The 22608-nt window shown below is 68.7% G+C and carries 25 protein-coding genes; 13 read left to right on the top strand and 12 right to left on the bottom strand.

Features of this window, described 5'->3' with window-relative positions; translation table 11 throughout:
• A partial coding sequence (gene mobF / locus E4P40_RS17240) for a MobF family relaxase (RefSeq protein ID WP_135159741.1) occupies positions 1 to 3035 on the bottom strand: 3035 nt, incomplete at its 3' end.
• A gap of 567 nt (positions 3036 to 3602) precedes the next feature.
• Between mobF and E4P40_RS17235 the strand changes: the two genes are divergently transcribed.
• Complete coding sequence (locus E4P40_RS17235; protein WP_135159740.1) at positions 3603 to 4433, top strand: hypothetical protein; 831 nt, start codon at positions 3603 to 3605, stop codon at positions 4431 to 4433.
• 449 nt (positions 4434 to 4882) lie between these two features.
• On the opposite strand, the gene E4P40_RS17230 is transcribed toward E4P40_RS17235, so the two are convergent.
• The 4 genes from E4P40_RS17230 to dctP form a co-directional block, all read right to left on the bottom strand.
• The gene (locus E4P40_RS17230; protein WP_209305381.1) at positions 4883 to 5668 is read right to left on the bottom strand and encodes an aldolase/citrate lyase family protein; all 786 of its coding nucleotides are present in this window, start codon (positions 5666 to 5668) and stop codon (positions 4883 to 4885) included.
• Positions 5669 to 6059: 391 nt separating this feature from the next.
• Positions 6060 to 7478, bottom strand: a complete 1419-nt coding sequence (locus tag E4P40_RS17225) for a TRAP transporter large permease subunit (protein WP_135159739.1) — start codon at positions 7476 to 7478, stop codon at positions 6060 to 6062.
• Positions 7468 to 7905, bottom strand: a complete 438-nt coding sequence (locus E4P40_RS28165) for a TRAP transporter small permease (RefSeq protein WP_167762278.1) — start codon at positions 7903 to 7905, stop codon at positions 7468 to 7470. Before E4P40_RS28165 ends, E4P40_RS17225 begins: the two co-directional genes overlap by 11 nt.
• Positions 7906 to 8020: 115 nt before the next feature.
• Positions 8021 to 9142, bottom strand: a complete 1122-nt coding sequence (gene dctP, locus E4P40_RS17215; RefSeq protein WP_135159737.1) for a TRAP transporter substrate-binding protein DctP — start codon at positions 9140 to 9142, stop codon at positions 8021 to 8023.
• A gap of 36 nt (positions 9143 to 9178) precedes the next feature.
• Here dctP and E4P40_RS29030 point away from each other — a divergent pair, with 36 nt between their 5' ends.
• Positions 9179 to 9505, top strand: a complete 327-nt coding sequence (locus tag E4P40_RS29030) for a hypothetical protein (protein ID WP_245160401.1) — start codon at positions 9179 to 9181, stop codon at positions 9503 to 9505.
• A gap of 114 nt (positions 9506 to 9619) precedes the next feature.
• On the opposite strand, the gene E4P40_RS17205 is transcribed toward E4P40_RS29030, so the two are convergent.
• The 4 genes from E4P40_RS17205 to E4P40_RS17190 all read right to left on the bottom strand — a co-directional run bounded on the left by E4P40_RS17205 (position 9620) and on the right by E4P40_RS17190 (position 12882).
• Positions 9620 to 10066 carry a heme-binding protein gene (locus tag E4P40_RS17205; protein ID WP_167762277.1) on the bottom strand — a complete coding sequence of 149 codons (447 nt, stop codon included), beginning with the start codon at positions 10064 to 10066 and terminating at the stop codon, positions 9620 to 9622.
• Between the two features lie 17 nt (positions 10067 to 10083).
• The gene (locus E4P40_RS17200) at positions 10084 to 10761 is read right to left on the bottom strand and encodes a GntR family transcriptional regulator (protein WP_135159734.1); all 678 of its coding nucleotides are present in this window, start codon (positions 10759 to 10761) and stop codon (positions 10084 to 10086) included.
• Positions 10758 to 11585, bottom strand: coding sequence for a fumarylacetoacetate hydrolase family protein (locus E4P40_RS17195; protein ID WP_167762276.1), 828 nt, complete (start codon positions 11583 to 11585; stop codon positions 10758 to 10760). Before E4P40_RS17195 ends, E4P40_RS17200 begins: the two co-directional genes overlap by 4 nt.
• A gap of 121 nt (positions 11586 to 11706) precedes the next feature.
• Positions 11707 to 12882 (bottom strand): cupin domain-containing protein, encoded by a 1176-nt coding sequence (locus tag E4P40_RS17190; RefSeq protein ID WP_135159732.1) that lies wholly within the window; start codon positions 12880 to 12882, stop codon positions 11707 to 11709.
• Positions 12883 to 12954: 72 nt separating this feature from the next.
• On the opposite strand from E4P40_RS17190, the gene E4P40_RS29025 reads away from it, so the two are divergent.
• From E4P40_RS29025 to E4P40_RS17170, 5 genes are all read left to right on the top strand, one after another.
• The gene (locus E4P40_RS29025) at positions 12955 to 13119 is read left to right on the top strand and encodes a hypothetical protein (protein WP_245160400.1); all 165 of its coding nucleotides are present in this window, start codon (positions 12955 to 12957) and stop codon (positions 13117 to 13119) included.
• A 36-nt stretch (positions 13120 to 13155) separates the two neighbouring features.
• Complete coding sequence (locus tag E4P40_RS17185; RefSeq protein ID WP_245160399.1) at positions 13156 to 13590, top strand: hypothetical protein; 435 nt, start codon at positions 13156 to 13158, stop codon at positions 13588 to 13590.
• 916 nt (positions 13591 to 14506) lie between these two features.
• Complete coding sequence (locus E4P40_RS17180) at positions 14507 to 15043, top strand: ArdC family protein (protein WP_245160398.1); 537 nt, start codon at positions 14507 to 14509, stop codon at positions 15041 to 15043.
• Between the two features lie 527 nt (positions 15044 to 15570).
• On the top strand, positions 15571 to 15786 hold the full coding sequence (locus E4P40_RS17175) for a helix-turn-helix domain-containing protein (protein ID WP_135159731.1): 216 nt from the start codon (positions 15571 to 15573) through the stop codon (positions 15784 to 15786).
• A 119-nt stretch (positions 15787 to 15905) separates the two neighbouring features.
• On the top strand, positions 15906 to 17012 hold the full coding sequence (locus E4P40_RS17170) for a site-specific integrase (RefSeq protein WP_209305380.1): 1107 nt from the start codon (positions 15906 to 15908) through the stop codon (positions 17010 to 17012).
• A 427-nt stretch (positions 17013 to 17439) separates the two neighbouring features.
• Here the strand turns inward: E4P40_RS17170 and E4P40_RS17160 are convergent, their stop codons facing one another.
• Entirely contained in the window at positions 17440 to 17751 is a 312-nt protein-coding gene (locus E4P40_RS17160) for a hypothetical protein (RefSeq protein WP_135159729.1), read from the bottom strand.
• 200 nt (positions 17752 to 17951) lie between these two features.
• On the opposite strand from E4P40_RS17160, the gene E4P40_RS17155 reads away from it, so the two are divergent.
• From E4P40_RS17155 to E4P40_RS28160, 3 genes are all read left to right on the top strand, one after another.
• Complete coding sequence (locus E4P40_RS17155; RefSeq protein ID WP_135159728.1) at positions 17952 to 18575, top strand: TasA family protein; 624 nt, start codon at positions 17952 to 17954, stop codon at positions 18573 to 18575.
• 17 nt (positions 18576 to 18592) lie between these two features.
• On the top strand, positions 18593 to 18847 hold the full coding sequence (locus tag E4P40_RS17150; RefSeq protein ID WP_135159727.1) for a hypothetical protein: 255 nt from the start codon (positions 18593 to 18595) through the stop codon (positions 18845 to 18847).
• 126 nt (positions 18848 to 18973) lie between these two features.
• On the top strand, positions 18974 to 19117 hold the full coding sequence (locus E4P40_RS28160) for a hypothetical protein (protein WP_167762275.1): 144 nt from the start codon (positions 18974 to 18976) through the stop codon (positions 19115 to 19117).
• A gap of 49 nt (positions 19118 to 19166) precedes the next feature.
• On the opposite strand, the gene E4P40_RS17145 is transcribed toward E4P40_RS28160, so the two are convergent.
• Both E4P40_RS17145 and E4P40_RS17140 read right to left on the bottom strand, forming a co-directional pair.
• The gene (locus E4P40_RS17145) at positions 19167 to 19586 is read right to left on the bottom strand and encodes a nuclear transport factor 2 family protein (protein ID WP_135159726.1); all 420 of its coding nucleotides are present in this window, start codon (positions 19584 to 19586) and stop codon (positions 19167 to 19169) included.
• A 36-nt stretch (positions 19587 to 19622) separates the two neighbouring features.
• Positions 19623 to 21173, bottom strand: coding sequence for an acetolactate synthase large subunit (locus E4P40_RS17140; RefSeq protein WP_209305379.1), 1551 nt, complete (start codon positions 21171 to 21173; stop codon positions 19623 to 19625).
• A 166-nt stretch (positions 21174 to 21339) separates the two neighbouring features.
• On the opposite strand from E4P40_RS17140, the gene E4P40_RS17135 reads away from it, so the two are divergent.
• From E4P40_RS17135 to E4P40_RS17125, 3 genes are all read left to right on the top strand, one after another.
• Complete coding sequence (locus tag E4P40_RS17135; protein ID WP_135159724.1) at positions 21340 to 21636, top strand: WXG100 family type VII secretion target; 297 nt, start codon at positions 21340 to 21342, stop codon at positions 21634 to 21636.
• Positions 21637 to 21641: 5 nt separating this feature from the next.
• Positions 21642 to 21923: a hypothetical protein gene (locus E4P40_RS17130; protein WP_135159723.1), complete on the top strand. Its 282-nt coding sequence runs from the start codon at positions 21642 to 21644 to the stop codon at positions 21921 to 21923.
• Positions 21920 to 22608, top strand: a 689-nt coding sequence (locus E4P40_RS17125; RefSeq protein ID WP_135159722.1) for a hypothetical protein, incomplete at its 3' end; no start/stop codon positions are given. The genes E4P40_RS17130 and E4P40_RS17125, both read left to right, overlap by 4 nt.

The raw sequence follows: 22608 nt of genomic DNA, 5'->3' as shown, positions 1-22608 counted from the left end.
GCCGCACGCCGCAGTTGGAGCCGGCCGGGGCCGTCGAGCACGACCTGCGCGGCGTCGCGGGCGGCGTCACGCCCGGTGTCCCAGCTGTCGAGCAGCGTGTCGCGGATCCGGTCGGTCTCGGCGGTGACGACCGCGCCGCTGGCGTCGGCCCGCGCCGTGGCGTGGCGGGCGTCGATTCCCGTCCGCCGATATGCCTCGGTCAGCGCGACGGCCCGGTCGGCGTGGGCGGACTCGAGCGCGACGATCTCGCGCAGCGCGTCCCGGCGCGGCAGGTCGTGGGCGAGCCGGTCGAGGCAGCGTTGCTCGGCCGTCCACGCAGAGTGCAGGTCGGCGAGCGCCTGCTCCAGCGGGCGCTGCCGGGCGTAGCGGGCGGCCTCGGCGGCGGCCAGCCGCGCGGCGTGCGCGGGGCCGAGATCGGCGTGGTCGCGGGCGAAGACCGCGAGCCACTGCTCCCGCGCCTCGGCGGCGTCGGCCGCGACGAGGTGGGCGATGTTGGCCTCCCTGCCCCGGGTCATCCCGACGTAGGCCGCGGCCGCGCCGGTGTCCTCGCCGACCACCAGGTGCGCGGCGGTCACGGTGTCGCCTTGGGTGCCGTGCGCGGTGGTTGCGTAGGCCAGTTCCACGTGCGCGGTGACGTAGTGAGTGGGCAGCATCCGCGCCCCTCTCCCGGCCGGGGTGACAGCGGGGGTGACAGAGCCGAGCACGCCGCCGGCGGGGGTGACGAGCAGCCCGCCGTCCCGGTCGACGCCGGTGACCGTCCACAGGTCGCGGTTGGCGACGGCGACGTGGCGGTCGTTGTGGCGGGTGGCGATCCGGTCGCCGACGCCGATCCGCTCCCCCGCCGCGGTGACGACCACGCGCCGGTCGTCGACCCGGCCTTCGGTGACGAGTCGGTCCCGGATGGCGGCGTTGAGGGCGGCGGCCTGCTCGCGTGTGGCGACCACCACGGCCACGCGTTCACCCGCGGCGTAGGAGTCGGCCGCGCCGGACGCGAGCGTCTCCCGCAGCGCCTGCGGGTCGGGGTGCAGCCGGATCTGCCCGCGGGCCAGGAGCGCGTGGAACACCGTCCCGGGGTTGGTGCCGGTGCGCATCGCCAGGGTCAGGTCGGCGTAGTCGGTGTCCGGTGTGGTGCGGCCGGTGGCGTCGGTGCGGGTGAAGCGGTGCACCCCGACCAGGGTCAGGTGCTCGGTCGGGTCGACCTGGGCTGCGGCGAGGTCGAGGACGCCGCCGCGGCCGACGGCCGCGAGCTGATGCCGGTCACCGAGCAGGGCGAGGTGCACCTGGCACTCGTCGGCGATCGTCAGCAGGGCCCGGGCGGTGTCCTGGTCCAGCATGCCCGCCTCGTCCACGACGAGCAGGTCGCCGGCCCGCAGCCGCGCCCGGCCAGTGGGCCCGGCATACGCGCGGCCGGTGACCGGGTCGGGCTGTCCGACGGGCAGGCGGGTCCACGCGCCGTCGTCATTCCAGCGCCAGCCGTGCTCGAAGGCCAGCCGGGCGGCCGAGCCGGCGACCGCGCCGACCTCCGCGGCGGCGACCTTGGCTGCCTTCAGCGTCGGGGTGACCACGACCAGCCGGCGCCCAACGTCGGCGAGCAGGGTCCGGGTGGCGGCCAGGGTGGTGGTCTTGCCGGCGCCGGCCGCGCCCTCGATCACCACCAGGCGCCGGCGGCCGGTGAGCGCGGCGACCGCCGCGGCCTGTCCGGGATCCAGCCGCGGAGCACCGGCTGCGACGTCGGCCGGCGGTGTCGGATCGGTGTCCGGGGCGCCGGCCGGGCGCTCGGTGGCGCGGGCGGCGAGGCGGGCGGTGAGGTCGGCCTCGACGGCGAGCACCGGGCTCGAGGTCCAGGCCCGGATGTGCTCGGGCACCCCGCCGCGGTCCAGCAGCGGCACGCAGCTGGACAGGGTGCGGGCGGTGAGGTCTTCGGCGAGCTCGATGCGCACCGCCGGGTCGGTGACGATGCCGGCGGCGGCGAGCAGCTGTTCGACCTCCCCGCGCACGTCGGCGGCGTTCCACGCCGAGCGGGCGGCGACCAGCCGGGCCAGCACCCGGCCCACCACCTGCTCCCGGTCCAGGCTCCCCACCGGGGTGGGTGTCAGGCCGGTGGACACATTCCGGTCGCGGTAGCCCAGGGCGACCAGCTCGGCCAGCTCGGCCAGCCACCGTGCCGTCAGGTCCTCCCCCGGCTGCGGCAGCACCTTGTCCGGGCGGCCCGCTGCCCACGCTCGCGCGTCCCAGGAGCGGCGCAACGCCGGGCCGGGGGATTCGCCGGGATGCGCCGCGGCCCATTCTCGTTCGTACCGATCGATGTTCCGGGCGATCTGCGCCGTCCGCGCGCTGAAGGCGCCCACGAAATCCGCCAGCTGCCGTATCTCCCCATCACTATTCAATGCATATCCGTGGGCGGCGAGCGCGGCCCGGAATTGCGGGTCGCAGGCGACCGCGGCGTGCCCGATACCGTTGATGGCGGCGAGGGAATCGCGGACGCCGACGGTGTGCAGGCCGCGCCACTTTCCGACCGCGAACACCCGGGCGTTGATCTGCAGGTGCAGATGGCGGTGCGGGTCCCCGGCCCGCGACGTGTAGTGCGCCACCGTCACCGCCTCGGCCACCTCGACCGGCACCTGCACCTGCCCGCCGCGCGGACCGACCCGGGTGGTGGCGTGCTGCCCCAGCCAGCCGATGATCTGCCCGGCCGCGCGGGCCTGGGCCGCGTCATACGCCATCGCGAGGTCCGGATGCAGGGCGGCGGCCAGCGACCACGTCTTCGGGCCGTTGACCACCACCTCGACGAACCGCACCGCACGGTCGTCGTCCCGTAGCTGCCCCCGCGGCTCGCCGGTGCCCGGGTCACAGCCGGCCACCCACGTCTCGTACGCGTCGCCGGTCAGCGGCGGCAGCTCGATAACCCGCCCCTCGGTGACGCTGAACCGGCGGGCGACGCCGGCGCCCTCGGTGAGGTAGTAGTCATCCGCCCGCCCCCGGTCGGCCTCCACGTAGTGGCGGGCAGCCGCCGGCGCGCCGGCGTAGATCTTCATCCCGCCGTGCATTTTCAACGCCGTCCGATAATGACCAACAAGTCGCCCCTACAAACGCCGATGGGCCCCGCGAAGCGGGGCCCGTTCTACCTCCGAAGGTAGCATGCGTGCCGTCCTTTAGTGAGGACCTAAGCAATCGTGAAAGTGGCTGGCTTTTACGGGAAGCAGGTCGTACGAGGTGCCATCTCGTTGGTTGCTTATGGCGATTGTCGACTGCAAGCAGGATGCCGTTTTCCCGGTCTCTAATGCTGACGACGATGAGCTCCGCGATGCACCGGTTCGCGTCACACAGCAGCCTCCTGTGACACGGTGGCGTGGGTGTCAAGCAGCTGGCGGAGGACGCGGCTCTGCCAGCCAGCAGGGTTTCCCGGTTGTCCTACCCGTGCGGGAAGGTTCATGGGGCGGGTCCTACGGGACAGCGGCCGAGGGTGGCACATGCTCTGTCCTGCGGTGACCCCGGTTGCGGTTCCTCCTGTGGCACGAGCCTGCGTCCCGGCGGTCCGTCGTCTAATGGGACGCCCGACGGAGCTCCGGTCCCTGTCGCACAGCACGGCCTAAGGTCGGGTCATGGCGACCGACACGGTGGCTGACGGGGACGACGGCCAGCCTCGACTGACCGATGAGCAGCAGGCCGCCCTGTTGCGCGCTATGTCGACGCCGGCTCTCACCGCTTCGCTGGAGCGGATGCAGAGCCGGTTCTGCTCGATCGCCGAGCAGGTCAACGGCTCGGTCGGCCGCACCGTAGCGTCCCAGCTCGAACCCGTGCTCAAGGCATCGCGAATCCAGACGTCGATCGCCGAGAGCCTCCGGCCGCTGATTGAGCAGCAGCTAAGCACTCGAAAGCTGATGGAGCCAATGCTCGCGCAGATCGCCGCGCAACAGCAGCAGTGGGCTGAGAAGTTCGCGGTCCCGCTCATGGCGAACGTGCAGCTGCAGGAGCACATGGCCGGCATGCTCGTCACGCCAGAGCTTACCGACGCCCTACAGCGGATCAACGATATCGCCCGCGTGCACCTCGACTTCCCGGACATGGACGGCATCGACCGGGTGTCGGCGTTGATCGACTCTGGCGAGATCGACGCGACGACGCTGGAGACCGCCGAGGCCGGTGTCGGCTCGGATGTGGACATGGTGGCGGCGATCGAGGAGGCCGCCGAGGTTCTGGCACGCGAGCGGCCGTGGATGTCCCGGGAGCGCGCCCGTCAGGTCGTCCTCGTGTGGGTCTGGCTGATGTGGACCGCTGGCCTGGTGGCGATCGCGGTGGCGGCGCCGCCGATCGTCGGAACCATCGCGGGTGCGGCAGGGCTGGCCGGCAGCAAGAACGTAGCCAAGAAGGCCGGTGAAGAGTTCGACAAGCGCTTCCCGCCGAAGGACGACCCAGAGCCGGCCCACGACTGACGCCCTCGCAGGTGCAGGAACGGAACGCCATCCTGAAGAGTCTCGGACTGCCCGGTGGGCCGGGGCAGACGGGAGGCACCATTACGAACCCTGCTACCGCGGTGCCGCTTCCCTTCCTCTTGCGATGCGGGCGATACCTGCCCGCATCGCGGCGTGTGAAGGCGTCAACCACGGCGGATTGATGCACCGTCCGGATGAGGGGCATACGGCAAGTGCGCTTTCGGAATCAGCCCGTGAGCTCAGCATCTTCAGATGCACCTGTCGGACTTCACGGCTATCGCTGAGGTGTCTCGTGAATCCGGCGGAGGGTTCACGGCGTTCCGTACCGCCGACCGAGTGCTCGACCTCGGGTGGCCGGATGACGTCGCTGAGCAGTGGCTGTACGACCACTTGCGCGCGACGACGACCACACAGAATCAGTCTGGCTGCTGACGCGGGTGGAGTCCGCCTCAGGTCGCCGATCCGGGAGCGTATCGGGCCGCCACTTGCTCCGTTCCCCGAGCAAGGACGCTCACATCCGCAGCAACAGAGATGAAATCGACGCCAGCACCGATGTACTGGCGGGCCAGCTTCTCATCGAACGCATTGACGCCGACTGGCTTACCGACTGACTGCACGGCCCGGATGCAGCGCTCGACTGCCGTGACGACCGCCGGATCCCCTTGCATGCCCAACAGTCCCATGGACGCCGCGAGGTCGGAGGGGCCGATGAGGACGCCGTCGACACCCTCGACGGCGGCGATATCGGCCGCCGCGTCGACCCCGCGCATAGATTCGATCAACACGATGACCGTGATGGTCTCGTCCGCCTTCGCCAAGTAGTCAGTGTCACGGCCCCATTGGGACGCGCGGGCCAGTCCTGCTCCTAGCCCCCGGATGCCGCGCGGCGGATAGGTAACAAAGCGGACAAGCTCTCGGGCCTGCGCAGCCGATTCCACCATCGGCATGAGCAGATTCCGGACACCGACGTCCAGGTACTGCTTAAGGATCACGGCCTCCCCCACGGGAGGACGGACGACGACCGCCGGGGGGTACGCCTCAGCGACCTGGAGCTGAGCCTGGATCGAAGCAACGTCATTGGGACTGTGTTCGGCATCCACGATGAGCCAATCGAACCCGGCCCCAGCACAGATCTCCGTAACCACTGCACTCCCGGAGCAGGCCCACATGCCGATCTGGGTCCCGCGCCCGTCCAGTCGCCTTTTGAACGACTTCTCTCCCGCCGCCGGAGTCACGACGGAACCGAGTTCACTGGTCCACGATGGGCCGAGGAGCACTTGGCGACCGCCGCCGACCTGGCGAAGGTCCCGGTCTGGGTTGAATTTCCGCCAGACGAGCAGTCGCCGTCTTCGCCTCCACAGGAGCCCACGAGGGCCTTCTCCGACAAGTTTTTCATCCGCATGTGGGCCGCTTCATGGTTGAGCCGGCCTCGAACCGAGCCATGAGGCGAACGACGAGCTTCTCATATTGCATGCTACCGAACCTCGCTAAGTGGGAAGGGTGGACAGGACAGGCCGACCGCCCATTTCAGAGGTCATTCCTCATCACCAGGCTTGCTCCACCTCTGGACCGCGGCGAAAGCCGGCCGGAGGCGGGCCTAGGGGACGCAGGGAAAGTTTCCAGGCATCAAGCCATCAGACCGGGGAGGAAGGTGATCAGCCCCGGGACGAGAAACATCACCACAACTCCCATGAGGTCGACGAGGAAGAACGGCATGACACCACGGAATGCCACCTCGGGGGAGAGCCCCGGAACGCTCCCGGCAGCAACGAAGACATTTATGCCGACGGGAGGAGTGATCAGGCCGAGCTCAATACACTTGACGAACAGGATAGCAAACCAGATCCCGTCGAACCCCAGGTTGTCGACGATCACCGGATGTAGGAGCGGGACCATGATGAGAAGGATGGAGAACCCGTCCAGGAACATCCCGAGAGGGATGATGGCGAGCAGTACCAGTGCCACCACGAGCAAGGGAGGTACCGCGAGGCCCGTAATCCAGTCGGCAAGTGATTGCGGAGCCCCTGCCATGGTCATGAACAGCGTGAAGATGCTCGCGCCGATCAACAGGGCGTAGATCATTCCCGATATCGACACGGTATCGGTCAAGGCTTCCCATGAGGTCTTGACCGCAGAAAACCGGCGCGATCTAGCCCTACCTGCGAGAATCGCCAAGGAAGCCAACGCACCGACGGCGGCAGATTCCACCGCCGTGAAGACGCCCGCATACAGGCCACCCACGACCAGGACGAAGAGCAGGAAGACTTCCACCAACGCCCGCCATGGCCCAGGAGTCACACCGGGTGGAGCGACCTCACTCTCCACCATGGTGATGGGCCCCGCCGCTCCATCGGGTCGCCCGGCTCCGGTCCCGACTGGGCCGTCGCCTTCTGAAGTCGTCTTCTCTTCGCCTCCACCTACGTCGAGCGGGAGTGACACATGGGTCCTGCCCAGAAACCAAGCCGCCGTCGCATAGAGAACAGCGGTGAGTATGCCGGGTACAAGTCCGGCTATCAGAAGGCGTTCGATGGACATTCCGCTCAGCACGCCGTACAGCACAATGACGACGCTCGGTGGAATGAGGATGCCTAGGGTCCCAGCGGCAGAGACGACTCCGGCGGCGAGCCGATCGGAGTATCCATGCTTCCGCATCTCCGTGATTGCGATTGGCCCGAGCGTCGCCACCGCCGCGGCACTGGAGCCCGTCATCGCCGCAAACACTGCGCCCGCACCAACAGTGGCTATACCGAGCCCCCCCGGCACCCTTCGGAGGCGCCGGCTGATGATCCAGAAGACCTCTTCGCCCATCTTGGACCGTTTGGCCGCCATCCCCATGAGAACGAATAGGGGGATCACCACGAGCGTATAGCCGACGACGGACTCGAACGTTTCTCGGCCATACACGTCGGTAGCAACATCGAAAGACGTCACTAGGAGGACACCTAGGCCCCCGCAGATACCAAGGGCGAACGCAACAGGCAAACCGATCGCGAGAAGGATCAGCAGAGACAGGACGCCCAGACCGATGACGACCTCAGCGTCCATCCGGGCGCTCCTCCTTCCGGGAACGGAACACCGTTACGATCACTTGGAGCAACAGCACGACCAGCGCAACGGGAATGAGGAGGCGAACAGGCCAGGCCGGGACGTGGCTGAGTCCGACGCGCACCTCCCGGCTCTCCATGGAGGACAAGCCGACGCCGAGGGTGCCCACAACCATCCACAGGAGCAGTCCTGAGACGAGGATCGTCCGGACGTAACCCAGCCAGTGGCCAACCCTGGGCGCCACTTTGGAAGTGATCAACTCCATGGCAATGTGGCCACCGTTCTTTTGGGTGACTGGCAACGCTGCGATCGCGAACGTCACCAGCAGCACCTCGACATATGGAACAGTGCCGGCCAGGGGCTGTCCGAGCACGTTCCTGGCGAACACGTCGAGGCACAGGATGACCACGATGGCTACAAGGGCCACCGCGCTCAGTACGCCCAGTCCGGCTGTTAGCGACGAGACAGGCCCCCGCCATGCGCGCCCGGACCGAGAGGACGACGCAGCCGCACTACGCTGGCTCTCCGGCACGATAGCCACTTCACTCCGACCGTTCAGCGCACCGGACTGCACCGTCTTCGTAAGCGCCCTGGCCCTCAAGCTCCTGAACGATTGACCGGTACTCCTCAAGGAATGAGGCCGCTGTCTCTTCCGGCACACCCGCGTCGACCGCCGCCTGCACCCAGAGACTGTCCCAATCCCCCAGTTCGCTCCAAGCCTCGGTTTCGCTCTCAGGCAGGATGGTCACGCTTCCGCCTTCGCTGATCAGCCGGTCACAGAGCCGGTCGTCGAACTCCATCACCATCTCCACCGACTGCGACATGTATTCCTGTGACACGTCGTCGATCACAGCCTGGAGGTCGTCAGGAAGCTCGTTCCAATCCTCCAGACGCATGACCACCACAGCTGAGGCGTAGGAGCCCAGCCCCGGGTGGACAAAGGCAGGAGCTGCCTCATGAAGACCCAGCGAGATCGCCAGATCGAAAGCAAGACCACCAAACCCATCCACGACACCGCGCTGCAAGCCTTCAAATATCTCCGCGGTCTGCAGGAAGACGGGGTTGGCTCCGACTTCGGCGAAGGCATTCGCCGCAAGCCCCGCGGCTCTGACGGTCAGCCCGTCGAAGTCCTCCAGGGAATCGATTGGCTCTTCGAAGCCCGCGACCGTCGCGCCGACGGGCAGGAAGAAGAGCACCCTCAGGCCGAGGTCCTCGTACTCGGCACGGAAGGCCTCGTTCGATTGGTACAACTCATATAGGGCGCGCTGCACCGCCTCGGCATCGTCCGATACGAAGGGAAGGCCCGCCACGTTGGTCAATGGCAGCTGTTCCGGATAGAACAGCGATGCGAGGTAACCTATCTCCGCGCGGCCCTCTTGTACCCCCGCGAGCGTGTCGGTGGCTGCAATGAGGGACGAGTCCTGGAATAGCTCTACGTCTATGCGCCCTTCGCTCTGTTCATTGAGTCGCTCCGCCCACCACTCTGCCCCCTCCCCAAGAGAGCTGGTGGAGGTGGCCGGACTTGCGTACCGGAAACTGAGCGTTTCCTCCCCCGCCCCACCTGCTCCATCTCCACCATCTCCACCGCAGCTGGTGAGCAGGAGCGTCATTGCGGTGATACCTGCTCCAGCCCGGACGAGACCGTTGAACCGCCGGACACTCATGATGGGATCCCTTCGGGGTGACGTTCATGACGCGGCATGCGCCGCGGTGAGCTGGATTTCTACTCGGAGCTCCTCGCGAACGAGGCCATTCACGACAAGCAAGGTGTTCGGTGGGAAGTCGTCGCGGGGGAAAATCTCGGGGTACAGCTTCGCCCGAGCGGCATAGAACTCCGCGATGTCACCTCGATCCACCAGGTACGTAGTTGTCGCGAGGATGTCCCCCAGGTCGCATCCCACCGAATCCAGGACGTCGGCTACATTCCGCATCGCCTGTGCGAACTGCGCATCGAAAGTGGACGGGATCTGGCCCGTCGAGTCGATCCCGACCTGCCCAGCAACATGCACAATGCCCGCATGGATTGAGACGTGTGAATACATTCCCAGTGGTTCGGGGACAGAGTCGGGGTTCCGGTACTGGACTACGTTTCCCATTTCAAACCTTCCGTGTCAACCGGGTGACCATTCAAAGCCAATGACTTACCCCTGGCTGGAGTCCCCCAGCAAGGCGATCATGCGCTCCACTGCCACGTCGGCGATCTCCGCGTCGATCGTCGCGGGGAATCCACCGCTGATCCCGATAGCTGCAGCGACGACACCTCCGTCTCCGACTTTTACTGGCACGCCGCCCTCAACCGCGAACCAGCCATTACCAACGCCCCACGCAGCAATACTGACACCGTACTGAGGACGCTCCCGCTGCCACCGCTCGAAGAGTGGGGCAGTAGGCTCCCGGAAAGCGCTTGCAAGGGTGGCTTTTCCGAGCGCCATATCAGGCGTCGTCCACAGCGCGTCTGGGTGCTTCAGGACACCCAAGGGCCGCCCGGAAGGGTCAACGACTCCACAGGCGACGTTGAATCCTCGCTCACGCCCGTGCTCCACCGCAAACCTCATCACGTCTGCGACGATTCCGTAATCGATAGGCATGGATTGCTCCTCCGGTTTCATTTTGGATTCCATTGCTCTTGCGTCTGCGAAAGGCGTCGCGCAACGCTCTCCTTCGTCGCTTCGAGATGACTGCGGACCGTCGTAGCCGCCAGTTCTCGATCGCCCGCGACCACTGCCGCGAGGATTTCACGATGCTCGCGATCAGCTCGTCGCTCCGCGCTGGACTCAGTGACGTAGATGCGAACATACGGCTCGGTCAGAGCGCGAAGACGCTCGATCGTGTCGGTCAAGACGGGGTTTCTCGCGACGCTGCACAGGGCGAGATGGAATTGAGTATTGAGCCCCACCCAGTCATTCGGGTCGACAGAGGCCTCCATGGCGTCCAACAGAAGAGCAGCCGCCTCCAGGTCGGCCGGCGTTGCGCAATCGGCTGCTCGTCGTGCCGCGTCCTCCTCGAGAAGGATACGAACCTCGTAGCAATGAATAAGCTCCTCTACAGTCGGCTTGAACACGACCGCAGTATGGTGCTGCGTGAGTACGACCAGGCCTTGGGCCGACAGTTCGTATAGCGCCTCCCTCACAGGCGCCAGTGAAGTTCCGAATTGCTTAGCCAGTTGTGCCTGGACCAGCCGGGCACCTGGGGGCAGCCGTCCCGAGAGGATGTCGCTTCTGAGGGCGTCCATAACGTGCGCGCGGACGGTGCGGTTGCCAAGCGGTGCGACATTCGAAGTCACGGCTCGTGGCTCTGTCGTACGGCGTTCGAGATACGGCCGATGCCCTCGATTGAAATATCCACGGTGTCGCCCGACTGCAGGTGAATGGGTGGGTTACGGAAATGACCCACGCCTTCGGGGGTTCCGGTCAGCAGCAGGTCCCCCATACGCAGCGGTACATGTTGTGCGACGTAGTCCACGAGTTCGACCGCTGAACGGATCATCTGGCCCGTGGTGGCCTCTTGCATGATCTCACCGTTCAGACGCGTGACCACCTTCAGATCCAGCGGCGCGGGCATAAGGCCCGATGGGACTATTCCCGGGCCCAGAGGACAGAAGGTCGGAAAGCTCTTCGCCAGTGTCCACTGGGAGCTGCTGGCCTGGATCGTCCGAGCCGTGACGTCGTTCGCGACGGTGTAGCCGGCTATGCACTGCTCTCCGCCGCGCCCATAGAGCGGGACGTCGTGGCCGACCACGACGGCGAGTTCGCCTTCGAAGTCGATTGCCGAGTCCTGCCTAGGCAGTACTATTGGGTCGTACGGGCCGGACACCGAATCCCATGTTTTCATGAATACGATGGGGACCGACCGCTGCTCTTTCGAGCCGAATTCTTCGGCGTGTCGTCTATAGTTCAGGCCCACCGCAAATATTCTCGACTCGGTGTCGACGGGAACGGTGAGCTGCAGGTCGCCAGGCCGAAGCGCTGCCGCGCTGCCGTCCAAGCTCGCCAGGAGAGACTTTGCCGTGTCCCCATCGTTCAAGTGGCAAGCCAAGAGGACGGGATTCTGCGTCAGCCGGTCCGCCTCTTCCTTGGTCACGCCGCTGCTGACGAGCGCGCCGGCCACGGTGGGCTGAGGCCAGGCCTGGTCGTGAAATGCCAGGCCAGTACTCGTCGAGGTGGCGCCGGACTCCCTGAACCGGATCACGCTCGGCGTGGGAAAAGGGATTGCGTCCGTGGCGAGCATTCTACTGCCGCCGTTCATAGGTGCCAGGACGGCCCCGCCAAGCACCATCCGGTTCACCCTCAGCCTGCTCCCGGTACAAACCGAGTTTCACGGAGATGGGCAGGTCCGACACCGCGTACAGGATGGCGTCTTCGGTCGCACTGTGGTTTTGGTGCGAGTGCCAACACCATGACGGGAGAACAAAGGTGTCGTTCTCGCCCCAGGACATTACTTGCCCGTCCACAATGGTCTCGCCGCTTCCCTGAATACAGGTATACGATGTGCTGGACGTGTGTCGGTGACTCTTCGTCGCCTCGCCCGCCCTTAGGAGTTGGACCGTGAAATCCATGGTCGGCGAGATGGGCCCCCCTGTAGTCGGGTCGGTGTAGCGGAGGACGATTCCGTCGAAGGGACTGCCCTCGTGGTCTCTTAAGCGGTTCAGGGCGGCGTACGTCGCCTCCCAGGGGTAGACGAACTGAGGAGACCCGATTCCGTCGCCGCGTTTGCTATCAACGTAGGCTGGTTGCATCCCGCCCGTACCGTAGAGGCTTGTCGAGTATCCGATCTCAGTCCGGATGCTTTGACTATACTTGCGAATGGGCTCGCCCCCACCGTGGTCGGCTTCGCCATAGACGAAATCGAAGTGGATCGCTCCCTGGTGATCAACGATTGGCAAGTCCAGAACGTCGACCCAGATTGCGGGGGCTTCTCCATCGTTTCCGTGGTCGTGCCACGTCCCCTGGGGTGTGAGGATAAGATCACCGCGCTGCATCGGGCATTTCTCGCCTTCGACAACCGTGTATCCCCCGTTGCCCTCGAGAACGAACCGACTTGCGCTGGGCGTGTGGCGATGGACTGCGGCAGTTTCCCCTGGCCTCACTAATTGATAGGCAACATACAAGTTGTTTGTCGTGAAGTACTTCGGAAAGACTCCGGGGTTTGCCAGGATAAGGGCACGCCGGTCAGCCTCTTCCAGGGAGACAATGTCGCCGGCCGCCATCAAGACCTCACGGATGTCGTCCCACCGCCATACATGCGGAACGAACTTCTCTGTCGTTGACGAGACGACGTCCTCCATGTTGTCCCACAAGGAGACGAGGCTGTGGGCCTCGACCCTGCTTCGGAGAACCTTCTGGGGCTCAGTGCCTGATGGTCCGGCGGCGGCCAGCGGCCGGTTCGGCTGCAGGGCTTCTTGCACGGTTCCTCCTAATGGCCGAGCAGTTAGCTTGATCACATGAGGTTCGATGTTCGATGATCGATTGTCAAGTCCTTGTCTCGTGCGGTCGGCCCCGACGACACTGCCGGTGCCGTCCGGGCGCTCAAGGACTACGCGTGGCGCTCGGCGGAGGCGCGGGAGACCTACGACCGGATCCAGGACCTGCTCCGCCGGGAGGTCCTCGACAGCTCGTTCGCCTCGATGAAGTCCGCGCTGTAGAACGCCGGCGAGCAGGACCTGGAGGCCGTCAAGGACATGGTGGCCGACCTGTCGCAGCTGTTGGACCGGCACGGCGACTTCTTCCCGGACGACCCGCAGTCGATCGAGGAGCTCATCGACTCGCTGGCCCGCCGGGCGGCCGCCCAGGAGCGCATGATGGCCGGGCTGTCTCTCGACCAGCGGGCCGAGCTGGCAGCGCTCATGGAGCAGGCGATGGCCGACATGGGGTTGGCCAGCGAGATGGCCCACCTGACCGACGCGCTGCGCCGGGCGCGGCCGGACCTGCCGTGCCAGGTGCCCGACGGCGACCAGTCGCTCGGCCTGGGTGACGCGACCACCGCCGTCGCCGAGCTCGCCGATCTCGAGGCGCTGTCCAACCAGCTGTCGCAGGGCTACGCCGGCGCCTCCCTGGCCGACATCGACGAGGAACCGTCCAGCGGCTCCCGCACCCCCAATCAGTCGATCCCTTAGAGGGATCCCGCTACGGCACCGAGTGGCCGTCCCGCTGAGCGTTCCGCTTACGGAACGGGGCCGCGGGGAGTCGTGGCGGGCGGGGGCGCGTCCAGCGCAGTAGCGCCAGGGCCCCCGCCGCGACGAGGAGAGTGACATGGGCAACCGGGGGGCGCCAGTCGATCTCCGTAGGTGCGAGCGCCGAGGTGAGAGTCGGCCGCGTAGTCGGCACAGCCTTTGTGCGGGGCGGGACCTGAGAGGAAGACCACCGTCACCAGGCGCTGCTGTGCCGCTACGTTCAGCTCGGAGCGCGCCCCCGTCCTGCCTGACCAGGCCGGGGGCGCTGCCACGTTCAGAGCGAATTTACTGATCACCGACGCGGTCGTCCAGGACGGTTCACCTCGTCCACAGCAACCGGGCGGACGCCCTCGGGCGGGCGCTGAGCTGGCCACGCTCGACTCATGGCGCTGGACACCGCACCCGGAGCACAGGGAGACGACGGGGCCTGCTTTCGGTCCGCCAGGGCGCCCCGGGACGTGTCGGGTGACCGGGGCGCTCTGACCGGTGGGTCCGCCGCCGACGTCGTCGTACTGCGGCCGTTGGGGCAGGCCACGAGCACCCTTCGGGCCACGCTGCGCGCGGCGCCGGCTGCGCCGTCGTCAAGGACCGCCTGCGGCGGGCTGTGCCTGCTGGCCCCCCGGCCCGTCCGGCAGCTCAGCGTAGGGGCCTCCCGCGCCGTCTCCGCCCGACCGGACCAAGATCCTTCCGCCCTTCGGGCGCTCCGCTGCGGAAGCAGTCTTGGTCCGGTCGTCCCCCGCCGTCGCTTCCGGCCCCTGAGCAGAGCTCTTTGCCGGACGGGCCGGAGGAATGGGTGGCAGGACACCTGTTCCGCGGTTCCTCCCGTACCGGCTTCGGCTCCAGTCCCGGGAGGGTCCAGATGACCAGCACCAGCAGCACGGCGAGCAGCAGTCGCACCGGCAAGGGCGGGCGGGGCAGGAGCGCCCGCCTCAGCGCCGCGCAGGCGGAAGCGGCCGACGCCGCGCGGGCAGCGAAGATCGCGGCTCTGCACGAGCAGATCGGCGAGCAGGTCGAGGCGCTCACTGCTGATCCGCAGTGGCGGGCGATGCTCGATGCCGCCGCGAAGTTCCACACCTACAGCCTCAACAACCAGCTGCTGATCGCGCTGCAGGCGGCGCGGCTCGGCTTCAGCCCGACCCGGGTCGCCGGGTTCGGCACCTGGAAGGCGCTGAGGCGCAGCGTGGTCAAGGGGTCCACCGGGCTCGCGGTCCTGGCGCCGTGCACCTACACGCCCAAGAGCACCGACACCGGCCAGGCCGCACCCGCCGCCGCGACAGCGACGGGGAAACCCGCCGACGGGGACGCCGACCGGCCGGCCCGGGCGCAGCTGCGTGGATTCCGGGTCGCACACGTCATGACGACTGGCACAAAGCGGTCCCCAAGGGACATTGGGTAACGCCGTCGCAAGGGGAGGAGAGCCGCCCCGATGCTCACGGCCAGCATCGGCTGACTGGAGGACAACAGGAGGACAACTGGAGAAACCCCAGGCCAGCAACGGACCTCCAGTTGTCCTCCAGTCCCTGTGGGCGAGCGGGTCCCCCGACCGCCGTCGGCCTACCGGAGAACGTGCTTCACAAGCGCGGGCGGCACAGGTCGGCCAGGGACAGCGTCGCGGGGGACAACCGGACATCGGCCGGAGACGAACTGGAGGCGGACTGGAGGCGGTCCCGGGAGACCGCTTATCGGCACAGGGTCGAACCCGGCCGCAGGAGCGGGGCTGTCCCCCGGCGGTCCCGGCGCCGACCCCCGCGCCGGGAGATGCAGAGCCTCCATCGCTGGCGGGTGACGCGCCAGGCGTGCCACTACCGGAGAACAACTGGAGGAAGCCAGACAAGGCTGGCCGCGAAGTGTCACCACCGGGCCAGAAATAGCGCCTTCTGTGGTGAAGGCACCGCCCACCACCGACGACCCCGGGAGCCAACCATGCCCGACCCCACCGCCGATCACGAGCCCGAGTTGCTCACCATCACCGAGGCCGCGGACGTGCTCCGCGCCCCCGTCGCCACCCTCCGGTACTGGCGACACCTCGACAGGGGCCCGAAAAGCTTCCGACTCGGCCGGCGCGTCCTCTACCGCCGCGCCGACCTGCGCACCTGGATCGACGCACAAGCAGACCAGGTCAGCCGAGGCCGCCCCTGATCAACCGGTCTGTGCTCGACAGACGGCAGCCAGTCGGGCTGATGGCCTTTCAGTCGGTAGAGACTCCCACACTGAAGCGGCAAGGCCCGGGAGTTGAAGACGGAGGGAGGCGATGCGCGGTGGCGTCGATCGCGAAGAGGCCTGATGGGACGTATCGGCCGCGGTACCGGGACGAGAACGGCAAAGAGCACGCTCGCCACTTCAAGCGAAAGGCCGACGCTCAGCGGTGGCTCGACGAAGTGACGGCTTCAGTGATCACCGGCAGCTACGTGGATCCGCAAGCCGGCCGGACGACGTTCGACGCGTACTTCCGAGCCTGGGCGGAGCGCCAGGTGTGGGCGCCCATGACCGAGGTGTCGATGGACCTGGCGCGACGCAAGGTCACCTTCGGTTCGGTCCCCATCGCATCGCTGCGGGCCTCGCACCTCGAGACTTGGGTGAAAGCGATGGTGGCCGCCGGCTACGCGCCCAACACTGTGGCCACCCGGGTCAACGCCGTCCGGGCGGTCCTCAAGTCCGCCGTGCGGGATCGGGTCATCGCCGTTGACCCCTCCGCCGGGCTCCGGCTGCCTGCTCGACGACGGGCAGAGCACGCAATGCAGATCCCGACACCGGCCCAGATACGAGCACTGGTCGACCGCTCGCGTCCCAACATGCGGGCCTACCTGGGCGTGTGCGCCTTCGCCGGTCTGCGCTTGGGCGAGGCCTCCGGGCTCAATCTGGGAGACGTCGACTTCCTCGGGAGGCGGCTGCACGTGCGCCGCCAGGTGCAGCGTCGGCGGGGTGGCCCCGCCGAACTGCGACAGCCCAAGTACGGATCGGAGCGGACGATCTATCTGCCCGACCGGCTGATCGAGATCCTCGCCCGACATGTCGAGCGCACCGGGACCGCGACGGAGGGCTGGCTCTTCCACACCGCCGACGGGCGCCCCCTTCCGCCCAGCACCGTCAACTCGTGGTGGCAGTCCACCGTCCGGGCTGCCGGCATATCGGGCCTACATCTGCATGGGCTGCGGCACTTCTATGCCTCCGGCCTGATCGCTGCGGGCTGCGACGTGGTGACGGTGCAGCGGGCGCTGGGTCACCGGTCGCCGTCCACGACGCTGGACACCTACTCCCACCTCTGGCCCTCGGCGGAGGACCGGACCCGGGCGGGCGCAGCCAGCCTGACGGATCTGGTTTTCGACGCTGCTGCGGACCCAGTGCGGACTGACGGCCAGCATTAGGCCGCTGACCTTTGCGTTCATGGACGTCAGCTCGTTGACCCAGATCTCCTCGATCTCCGGGTCGTCGAGGTAGCGCTGCAGCGGCCCGAAGCCGGCCACGCGGTCGAGCACGTCACGGACGACGGACTCCGCGTCCACGATCGGCGGCAGCGCCGAGTTCACCGACCGCTCGGAGTAGTCGGCCACCACGTCGCGCACCAGCACGCGGACGGGCCCCGGATCGGTGAACGGGTCGAGCCCGCGACGCCGGATCAGCTCGCGGACCTCGCCGTCCACGACGTCGAGAGCGGTCGGCACGGCACCCCCGTAGACCCCGGTCGGACAGCGGACGAAACTCCCGGACTGTAAGAGAACGGAGCAGTCCGCGGACCGCGCGAAAGCCGATCTGTGGACAAAGCAACCCTGCGTGAGGCGCAGGTCCACCCGGTCAGGTGAACGCCCGGCGGATCCGCGTGCCGGTGGTCTGGACGCAGCGCTCGGCCGCTTCTTCCGCGAGTCCCTCGGCGAACCCGGTGGCGTACCAGAGCGGTGCGTTCACCGCGAGACCGGCGGGCGGCTCGTCCGCCCGTCCCCAGAGCAGCCGGGCGAACTCTCCGGGCGACCGACCCAGGCACCGGGCGGCCGGCCCGTCCCCTGTACCCGGCGCCTCGAACGCGGCGGCGAACCGCCCGTCGGCCCGGCCGAGCTCGTGGGCGATCCCCAGCAGCTGCCGGTAGGTGGGGGTGCTGATGCCGTCCATGGCCGTTCCCTCCGCCGACGGCGGACCGGCGGGACACCGGACACGTCCGTCAACGGGGAGAGGGAACCGGGCGCTCGCCGGAGACACCTTCCGATCCTGCGGATTCCTTGCGGATCGCTGGCGGGTGGCCTGCGGTTGGCCCGTCATGGTCGTTCCTGTCGCCGGATCCCCGGCGTGACCTACCGAAGCAGGAGAAGACCATGTCCGCCACGTCCCGCAGCACCCGCTCGAACGGCAACGCCCGCAAGATCGTCGCGTCCGTCGGCGTGCTCGGCGCGGCCGTCGCGGTCGCCGGCCTCGGCACCTTCGGTTCCTTCACCGACAGCACCACCCCCATCGCCACCCAGGTCGCCACCGGCACCGTGTCGATCAACGTGACCCAGCCCGGCGCGACCATCCCGGTCACCACGAGCGGCTTCGTCGCCGGCGACTCGATCAGCCGCGCGGTCGACCTGGTGAACGACGGCAGTGCCGCCCTGTCCCAGGTCAGCCTGGCCAGCGTCGCCACCGTCCCGAGCATCCTGACCACCGACGCGACCAACGGCCTCCAGCTGACGGTCGAGTCCTGCACCGTTGCGTGGACCCAGGGCGGAACCGCCCAGTCGCCCACGCACAGCTGCTCCGGTGGCAGCTCGACGCTGTACGCCGGCCGGGCCGTCATGAACAACTCTCTCGCGGGTCTCTCCAGCCTCCAGGCCGGCGGTGTCGACCACCTGAAGCTCACCATCAGCCTGTCGCCGGCTGCGGACAACACCTTCCAGAACCAGTCCAGCACCCTCGGGCTGACCTTCACCGGCACGCAGCGCACGGGCTCCGCCCGCTGATCCCGGTGGTCCGGGCCATGACCACGATCTACTCGGCGTCGGTGCCACTGCCCTACCAGCACCGACAGGGCGCCGCCCTCGGCCTCCGGGCGGAGCTCCGGCACCTCGTGGAACTCGGCTACCTCCTCGGCCGCCAGGCGCCCGACGAACTTCCCGACTGGGACACCCTCGTGGTGACCGGGCCGGACCAGTCGACGGACGCACGGGGCCGGGTGTGGTTCGAGTACACCGCCACCGTCCGCGCCTCCCGCGCGGACGACCGACCCGCCTGACCGCCACCGCCGGTCCTCCTCGGAGGGCCGGCGGTCGCGTGCGGAGGAGGGCGTTCCGCGATGGGGCCCGACCCGCGTAGCGTCCCCGCCACGGAGCCGTTCGGGCTCCCGACGAGGGAGCGCACCATGGGTGACAAGTCCCCGAAGCACGACACCAACAAGAAGACCGCGGTGAAGTCCATCAAGGAGAAGCGCCTCGAGAAGAAGGCCAAGGCGGACCACTCCACCTCGCAGATGGACAACCTGACGCACGGCACCAAGCGGCACTGAACGCAGCGGCGGTGCGGATCCGGTCCTGCCGGTTCCGCACCGCTCGTGCTCAGGTCGTCGCCGGCCGCGTGCCGTCCGCCGCGATCAGCACGCGGCCCGCATCGTCCTCCACCGTGTAGTGGATGGTCTGGACGACGATCCGCCCGTCCTCCACGAGGTAGGAGTCGGCGCCGTCCCGGATGCGGAACGGTCCCTCGTCCACGGTCCACTCGAGGAAGGCCATCCGCCCCTCGTACAGCTCGGTGACGTAGCTCCACCTCCCGCTGGGGATCTCCGACATCAGCTGGCGCGCCAGCTCCCGGACGCCCTCGTGGCCGCGGAACACACCCCGCCCGGTGAGCATGACCACGTCCTCGGCCACGTTGCGCGCCAGATCCTGCTCGAGGTCGCCCTCGGCCGCGAGCCGCAGGTGGTCGGCGAACACCTCGCGCGTCGACCTGGCGGCGAGATCTGCGGGGAACGGGTCCATGGCGACCTCCCGACGTCCGGCAGCCGTGGCGTGACGCTAGCCCCGGGCGAGCACCGCGTCGATGAGGTGCGGCCCCGGCTCGGCGAGGGCCGTGCGCAGCTGCTCGGCCAGCTCCTCCGCCGTCGTCGCCCGGGTGGCCGGCACGCCCATGCCCGTGGCCAGCGCCACGAAGTCCAGGTCCGGTCCGCCGAGGTCGAGCAGCTGGGCCGCCCGCTTGCCGTCGCTGGCCGCGCCGACCCGGGACAGCTCGTGCTCGAGGATCGCGTACGACCCGTTGTTGCAGACGATCGTCGTCACGTCGAGCTGCTCGCGGGCGTACGTCCACAGGGCCGAGATCGTGTACATCGCGCTGCCGTCGGCCTGGATGCCGACGACCGGGCGGTCCGGGCAGGCGATGGCCGCGCCGGCGGCCATGGGCAGTCCGTCGCCGATCGCCCCACCGGTCAGCGCCAGCCAGTCGTGCCGGGGAGCGCCCGACGTCAGCTCGTTGAGGCCGACGCCCGAGGTCAGCGCCTCGTCCACCACGATCGCCCGGTCGGGCAGCAGGGCGCCGACGACCGCGGCCATCGTCCGGGGGGTGAGCTCCCCGGCGGGCAGCTCGGGCCGCGCGGCCTCCAGCAGCGCCGGAGCGGCGTCCGGTGCGGCGACCTCGGCGAGGGCGACCAGCGCGGCGGCGCCGTCCTCCCCCGGCTCGCTCAGCACGTGCACCGTGCAGCCCTCCGGCACCGGATGCCCCGGCACGCCGGGATAGCCGAAGAAGTGCACCGGCGACTGCGCCCCGGCGAGGACCAGGTGCCGGGTGCCGGCCAGCGCGGCGATCGCCATCTCCGGCGGATAGGGCAGCCGCGTCACGTCTGGCAGCCCCGCGCCCCGCACGGTGCGGGCCGGGAAGGTCTCCGACATCAGCCGGGCGCCCGTTGCGGCCGCGATGCGCGCCGCCGCGAGCTGGCCTTCCTCCCCCGCCATGACGTCGCCCCCGAGGAACAACACCGTCGGCCCGTCGTCCGCGCTCAGGACGCCGGCCACCTCCTCGATGACGGACGGCGACACGTGCGGGGCCGCCCGCACCTGCAGCGGCTCGGCCGTCTCGGCGCCGTCCTCCCACGACACGTCCGCCGGGAGGACCAACGTGGCGACCGTCCCCCTCGACGCCGCCGCCACCGCCTCCGTCGCATCCGCCGCGACGTCGGCCGGCGTCAGCGACCGGCGCACCCATCCGGAGACGGTGCCGGCGACGGCGTCGATGTCGGACTCCAGTGGCGCGTCCAGCCGCTTGTGCGACCGGGAGTGGTCGCCCACGACGTTCACCATCGGCGTCCGGCCGCGCCGGGCGTTGTGCAGGTTGGCCAGGCCGTTGCCCATGCCCGGCCCGAGGTGCAGCAGCGTGGCCGCGGGCCGGCCGGCCATCCGTGCGTAGCCGTCGGCCGCGCCGGTGGCGACGCCCTCGAACAGCGTGAGCACCGCGCGCATCTCCGGGACGTCGTCCAGCGCCGCCACGAAGTGCATCTCCGACGTCCCCGGATTGGCGAAGCAGACGTCGACGCCGGCGGTCACCAGCGTGCGGATGAGTGCCTGTGCGCCGTTCACCAACGAACCTCCGACTGCCGGGCATCTGCGACCGCCCCAGCCAACAGGCCACCGGGTCGGGCCGCGACTCCGGGACCGGGACGACCTGTGGACAACGGAAACGGAGAGCCGCCCACGCCGGTTACGGTCCCGCCCAGAGCAGTTCCCCCACCCGAGAGGACATCCCATGGCCAACGTCAGCGTCACGTACCAGCAGATGGAGGACGCCGCGGGCCGCCTCGGCAACGGCCGCACCGAGATCGACGGCATGCTCGGTCAGCTCAAGAGCCTCGTCGACCAGCTGGTGGCCGAGGGCTACGTGACCGACAGCTCCAGCCGGAGCTTCCAGGCCTCCTACGACGAGTTCACCACCGGCGCCAGGAACATGATCGGCGGCCTCGACGGCATGGCGCAGTACCTCAACCAGGCCGCCGCGACCTTCCGCGACGCCGACACCCAGCTCGCCGGCGCGCTGGGCCGCTGATCGGCGTGGACGACCTGAGGGTGCGCACCGACCTGCTGCGCGACGCGGCCGCGTCCCTCTCCGACCTGCGCGCGGAGCTGAGCGGCCTGGAGCGTCGGCGCGATCAGGCGCGCAGCTCGTGGGGGTCGGACGACGTCGCCGACGCCCTGGACCGGTTCGTCGACAACTGGGACGACAACCGTCGCCGGATCGGGGACTCCGTGACCTCCCTGCAGCGCATGGCCGAGGCGACGGCCGAGGAGTTCGAGCGGGTCGAGTCCGAGCTCACCGGATCGTTCGACCCGTGACCCGCCCAGCCGACTGGTCGCCCCTGCGCGGCTCCGACCCCACGCCCGGGAGCCCCGACGTCGTCGCGGAGCAGGCCCGCCGCTCCGGCGACGTGGCGGCGGAGCTGCGCGCGCAGGTGTCCAGGCTGCGCCGCATCGGCGCGGACGAGGAGCTGCGCGGGGAGTACGCCGACCGGCTGCGCGAGTCCGCCGAGGAGCTCATCGGTGACCTGCAGAAGGTCGAGCGCCGGTACGCGCGGTTGGCGACGGCCCTCCGTCGGTGGGAGCCGCAGCTGCGGGAGGGCCAGGAGAGCGCGGACCGCATCCGCCTCCGGGCCCGCGCCCTCGACGACGAGCGTCGCACGCTGCACAGTTCGGCCGGGACGGTCGGCCGTCGCGAGCTGCCCGACGACCCGACGCCGGCCCAGCAGACCGCCTTCGACGCCGACCAGGCCGCCGCCGAACGCGTCCGGCGCCGGCTCGAGGACATCGACGACGAGCTCCACGGCCTCGAGCGGGAGCTCGGCACCGTCGAGGACCGCGTCCGCGCCGACGGTCGCGCCGTCGGCTCGGAGATCCGCGACGCCGCGGCCGACGACATCGAGGACACCACCTGGGAGGACGTGCAGGGCGTCGTCGTCGAGGCCTGGCGCGTGGTCGACGCCTTCGTCGACGAGCACCTCCACGTCCTCAGGATCGCGATGGA

The sequence above is a fragment of the Blastococcus sp. CT_GayMR20 genome (genome assembly GCF_004570345.1).
Note: the sequence above shows the minus strand (reverse complement) of the source record. Positions and strands in the feature narration are given on the sequence as shown.